This window comes from Dialister sp., from assembly GCF_036343215.1.
Classification (GTDB): domain Bacteria; phylum Bacillota; class Negativicutes; order Veillonellales; family Dialisteraceae; genus Dialister.
Genome location: NZ_JAZASU010000105.1, coordinates 1 through 5,406, shown reverse-complemented (window position 1 = coordinate 5,406; position 5,406 = coordinate 1). Strand labels below are relative to the sequence as shown.

The 5,406-nt window shown below is 49.3% G+C and carries 4 protein-coding genes; 3 read left to right on the top strand and 1 reads right to left on the bottom strand.

The features are described from left to right. Positions 1 to 464: 464 nt before the first annotated feature. The 3 genes from VZT47_RS09175 to VZT47_RS09165 are packed head-to-tail and all read left to right on the top strand — an operon-like array spanning position 465 to position 2,264. Complete coding sequence (locus tag VZT47_RS09175) at positions 465 to 932, top strand: hypothetical protein (protein ID WP_330224665.1); 468 nt, start codon at positions 465 to 467, stop codon at positions 930 to 932. Then, entirely contained in the window at positions 929 to 1,360 is a 432-nt protein-coding gene (locus tag VZT47_RS09170) for a DUF523 domain-containing protein (RefSeq protein WP_330224664.1), read from the top strand. The genes VZT47_RS09175 and VZT47_RS09170 overlap by 4 nt, the downstream gene beginning before the upstream one ends. Before the next feature lies 1 nt (position 1,361). Next, positions 1,362 to 2,264, top strand: a complete 903-nt coding sequence (locus VZT47_RS09165; protein WP_330224663.1) for an ROK family protein — start codon at positions 1,362 to 1,364, stop codon at positions 2,262 to 2,264. A gap of 939 nt (positions 2,265 to 3,203) precedes the next feature. Here the strand turns inward: VZT47_RS09165 and VZT47_RS09160 are convergent. Continuing rightward, positions 3,204 to 4,643, bottom strand: a complete 1,440-nt coding sequence (locus VZT47_RS09160; protein WP_330224662.1) for a class I adenylate-forming enzyme family protein — start codon at positions 4,641 to 4,643, stop codon at positions 3,204 to 3,206. Positions 4,644 to 5,406 lie beyond the last annotated feature (763 nt).

The following is a 5,406-nucleotide window of genomic DNA, read 5'->3' as shown; positions in this document are numbered from 1 at the left end:
TTCGCCGCAAAATTTTTTGCGTTTGTCAAGTACTTTTTTCAGATTTTGTCGGATTTTTTTAAATTTTTTGCACAAAAAAAGCACGCATCTTTCGACGCGTACTTGAACTATTTCATGATTTTCTTAAGTTAATGATATTGGAATTAAGAGTCGATTGTACAGACAATCGGCTCTTTTTATTTGGGAAATGTGAAAATGCCGCAGCCACGAAGCGTTTGAGTGGAAACTGCACTTTCGACAGTAAATTTCCGCGGAAAAATTTCCGGCGTCCCCCATCGGGTGAAGGGGGGCTTACTATCGCAAGAATGACAAATGACACAAAAGCCTCCTGCGTAACGTACTGGCGGAACCCATGAATCTCCCACTCTTACGATACGCATGAAAATGCTTTTTCATCTCCTAAAGCCTTCCCCCTTTCAAAAAAAATCTGCTACAATATTGTTGGAGAGAAGTAAGGAGAAACTATGTCAAATACAGTAAAAAAATGGCCGGGCCTCATTCTTTCGATGCTTGCGGTTTTCATCATGATTCTGTCGGGCTGCGGGCAGGAGAAAAATCCGAATTCCATGACCGTCCCTGCAGTAGAGGGAGAAAAAATCGAAGTCACCCTGGACACTTCGGACGATTTCCATATGGAAAAGCCGAATGAAGTCCTCCTCGTCTATCAGAAGAAAAAAGTGATGCTCCGCCTTGCCTTTATTTCCAAAGAAGAGGAAATAAAACAGCGCTCAGCCATCATAACCATGCCTTTTGAAATTTATGAAGAACGGGACGATTATATTTCCTATGCGGCAGCCGGTTCCCAGGGGATGGTGACCTATTATATGTACCCGGTGGGAGAAAAAACCTGGCTCTATGCAGGCACCCATCTGCCGAAGGAAGCAGCGGACAAAGTCTTATCCAGGCTCCATTTCAAAGAGGTGAAAGCATGAAAATCATGGTCAGCGCCTGCCTTCTGGGTAGAAAATGCAAGTACAGCGGCGGAGATAACCGGAATGAAGCGGTCATTTCCTTTCTGAAAGATAAAGACTATGTGCCGGTCTGCCCCGAAGTGGAAGCAGGTATGCCCATTCCCAGGCCTCCCGTGGAAATCCGGAAAGGCCGGGTCATTTCCATCGAAGGAAAAGACCTGGACGAAATCTATCGCCAGGGCGTGCGGCGGACCCTCGAAAAAGCAGGACCCGTGGACATGGCCATCCTCAAAGGAGGAAGCCCCACCTGCGGAGTCCATATGATTTACGACGGCACCTTCAGCGGGAAAAAGATTCCCGGGAAAGGAATCCTGGCAGCGGCCCTTCACGAAAAAGGGATTCCTCTGTATGATGAGAAAGATATTGAACGCAAGTATGGAGGAAAATAATATGCTCATCGGCGGAATCGAAGCAGGCGGGACGAAAATCATCTGCGGCATCGGGGAATGGAAAGAAGGAAATCTGAAAATCCTATCGGAAATGCGTTTCCCCACCACCACGGCGGCTCAGGTCATTCCTGAAATGATTTCCTGGTTCAGACAATATGACATCAAAGCCCTGGGGATTGCCTCCTTCGGCCCCCTGGACCTGAAAAAAAATTCCCCCTCCTATGGCTATATCAAAGCCACCCCGAAAAAAGGCTGGCAGGACGTAGATTTCGTGGGACCCTTTGCCAAAGCTTTGCAGATTCCCATCGAATTTGATACCGATGTCAATGGAGCCGCTCTGGGAGAAGCCATCTACGGAGCAGGAAAAAATTGTGACGTCGTGGCCTATATGACCGTAGGAACAGGAATCGGCGTGGGACTTCTGGCCAATGGGCAGCTTTTGCACGGACTCGTCCATCCCGAAGCAGGCCATATGAGGATCCTCCGCCATCCGAAAGATACCTATAAAGGAAGCTGCACCTTCCATAATGATACAGAAGGAGCAGGAGGATGCCTGGAAGGCTACGCCTGCGGACCCGCTATCGCAGCCCGCTGGGGCGCCCCGGGCGAAACCCTTTACGACCGGAAAGAAGTCTGGGAAATGGAAGCCTTCTATCTCGGACAGGGCATAGCCAATCTCGTCCTTCTCTACTCCCCGGACAGAATCATCATCGGAGGAGGCGTCATGCATCAGGCACAGCTCTTCGAAATGGTGCGGGAAGAAACAAAGAAAAACGTGAATGGATACATCCACTCCGAAATGCTGGATAAAAAAATCGACCAGTACATCGTGCCTCCCGCTTTAGGAGACCACGCAGGCCTCATGGGAGCATTGGAACTCGGGAGAAGAGCGCTTTTGAAATAGAGTTTAGCAGTCAGCCGTCAGTAGTTAGTGGTTAGTTATTAGAGTCGATTGTGCGGGCAATCGGCTCTTTTCATTGGGCCCATCCGTTTACGGCTGGAAATAGCGTACCATTTCACCCAAAACGACTCAAAAGTCACGCAGAAAAGCTCCCCTCGAAAGGAGAGCTGTCGCCGAAGGCGACTGAGGGGGAACCGCACTTTCGACAATATCCTTCCCGGCCGCTGTAGATTTGCGTCCCCCAACGGGGGAAGCTCCCGCGAAGCGGGTAAAGGGGGCTTACTATCAAAAGAATGATAAGTGACACAGAAGTCTCATGCGTTACGTAATGATGAACACGGTACGCATGAATGAACAGAGTCATTTTCGGCACGTACCATCGTACGCCCCTTCCCCGCATTCGCGGAGCTCCCCGTGATGATTTTACCTTTTAGCTCATTTTCGACCTGAACGACCGTACAGCCCCTCCGTCGCCTTCGGCGCCACCTCCCCGAACTTCGGGGAGGCTGTGCGGGGAGCACTTGCTTACCGTCAGAGTCATCTGTCCCGAGTTTCTTTCATCAGTCCGCCTCATATGTGCCATGAAAATCACAGGGCTTATGCCGTAACGATTTCATCTGAATAGTCCATATCGACCCGCGGAAAGGTTCCCGGAGCAGCAGAGCTCCGGCGCAGCCGGTGATGGGGAACTGCACAGATCAGGAAAACTTCACCAGGCACAAATGAGGGCCAAAGGCAAATTCAAAAAGGGCGGGCTTCATGAATCTGATGCCTGCCACCTTCCCGAGACTCCCGGAACAATCCCCGAGAGCCCCGACAATCCCGATTCAAAAGTTGTCAAAGATAGAAGTAACCCAAAAGAAAAGAGACTCTATCGGCTGGACAGAGTCTCTTATTTCTATTTCCACAAAAACTAACTGCTGCCTGCTGACGGCTAACGGCTCACTTATTTCTGAGCGCTCTCTTCAGAATCTTTCCGGATGCGTTCTTCGGCAGGGCATCCATGGGGATGAATCGTCTCGGAATCTTGTAGCCTGCCAGGTTTTTGGTGAGGTAACGGCGGATTTTGGCTTCGTCATAGGTATAGCCCGGTTTCATGACTACATAGGCCCAGACGACCTGTCCGCGGAGGGCATCAGGATGGCCGACTACGGCACATTCGGAGACTCCTTCCACTTCATAGATGCAGCCTTCTACTTCGCCGGGGTAAATATTTTCCCCGTTTACGATGATGAGGTCTTTCAGGCGGTCTACGATGTAAATGAAATTATCTTCATCCATATAGGCCAGATCGCCCGTGTGGAGCCAGCCGTCCGGTTCGAGGACTTTGGCTGTTTCTTCCGGTTTCTTCCAGTACCCTTTCATCACATTTCCGCCGCGTACCATGAGTTCGCCTACGGTGCCCGGTTTATAGGGGCCTTCGTAATCGGTGAGGATTTTCGCTTCCACTCCGGGAATAGCCGGTCCTACAGAGAGGTATTTCAGCTGGTCCTGAGGCAGGACGGAGACGACTGGAGAAGCTTCTGTCAAGCCATAGCCTTCACGGACGGGATGATGGAAACGATCGTAGAAAGCCTGGGCGATAGGCTGGGCAATGGGGGCGCCGCCGGAAATGAAATCATGAACCGTGGAAACCATGGAAGGATCCCCATGACGGGCCAGAAGATTGTACATGGGCGGAACCATGAAAGCAATGGTCACCGAATGTTCTACGATGGCATTCATGATTTCCGTAGGACTCTTGGTCCGGATAATGACGATCGTTCCCTGATGGTACAGTACGGAATTAATGGATGTGGTGAGCCCATAGCAATGGAACATGGGAAGCACGCAGAGGACTTTGTCTTCCGGCCTGATGATGACCATTTTTGTGAAACATTCCACATTGTCGATGAGATTCTTGTGGGTCAGCATGGCCCCTTTCGGGATGCCCGTGGTACCGGATGTATACACCAGGGCGCAGAGATCATCTTCGGTGATATCCGACGGGAACGGAGGCGCTTCTTTTGCCTTGTCTTCAGAAGCTTTGAAATCCAGATCGTGAATATCCACGGTCGGACAGGATACATTGAGCTTCGTATCTGTAATGAGAAGGAACGTGCCCGAATCTTTCAGGATATAATCCACTTCCCGGTCTACCAGGGAATTATTGATAGGAATAAAGATGGCACCCAGACTGACAATGGCCAGGTACGCATAAAGAAATTCGGCCCGGTTTGCCGAATAAAGGCCTACTTTCGCGCCCTTTCTGACTCCCATTTCATAAAGCGTATTCCGATACAGACGGATCAGTTCCCGAAGTTCTCCATAGGTAACTGTGGCATCTCCCACGATGGCCATATGGGAAGCAGGAGCCGTATTGGCTAATTCATGAATAAACATAATGACACCTCTCTTTGTCTACTTAATTTATATTGTATCAAATAGTTGGAATATGCTCAAATAGAATTATATGAGTCATCTGGCATATACCGGGATTTGAGTCTCATAGATTTTCGGGTCTTAGCCTCACCACGGCGAGCCCCGTTTATCCCATTTTCGAGATTTCGGGATCCGGGAAGGTATTGCCGCTGATGCGGCAATGAATATATGGGGATTTTGCAGAAGCGGAGTTGAAAAGCCCGATATCATTCGTTATCAGGTGACACTATAGCATGGGATGCGAATAGGGAAGACTCCCCTCAAGCTTCCCCAAGGTTCGGGCAGTCAGCATAGCTGACGGAAGCGCGGTGTGAAAGTATAAAGCGCCACAGAAATATATCTTAATCCGAAATGACGGATATCGCAGACGAAAGTTACAATAGAAAAAATGGCGGGTTTTATAACTTTTATGCCCGCCACCTTCCCGATAACCCCGATCATCCCCGATATTCCCGACCATTCCCGATTCAAAAGTCTTCGAAGATGCAAGTTTCCGTCAAATACAAGCAGTAAAAGTTTAATAAAATTCTAATGATACAAATCGCGTTTTTTGCTACTATACCCGTGGAGCTGACGAAAGGGCCCCTGAAGAAATCCCTCATCACCCGGATGTACAAAATCGATCGAGCCGGCGGAGGGATGGACGCAGATGATTTTCAAAAGCTCCAAAACCGCGCGGTGAATTTTTTTCACTCTATTTTTACAAAAGAAATAAGTCCTCCTC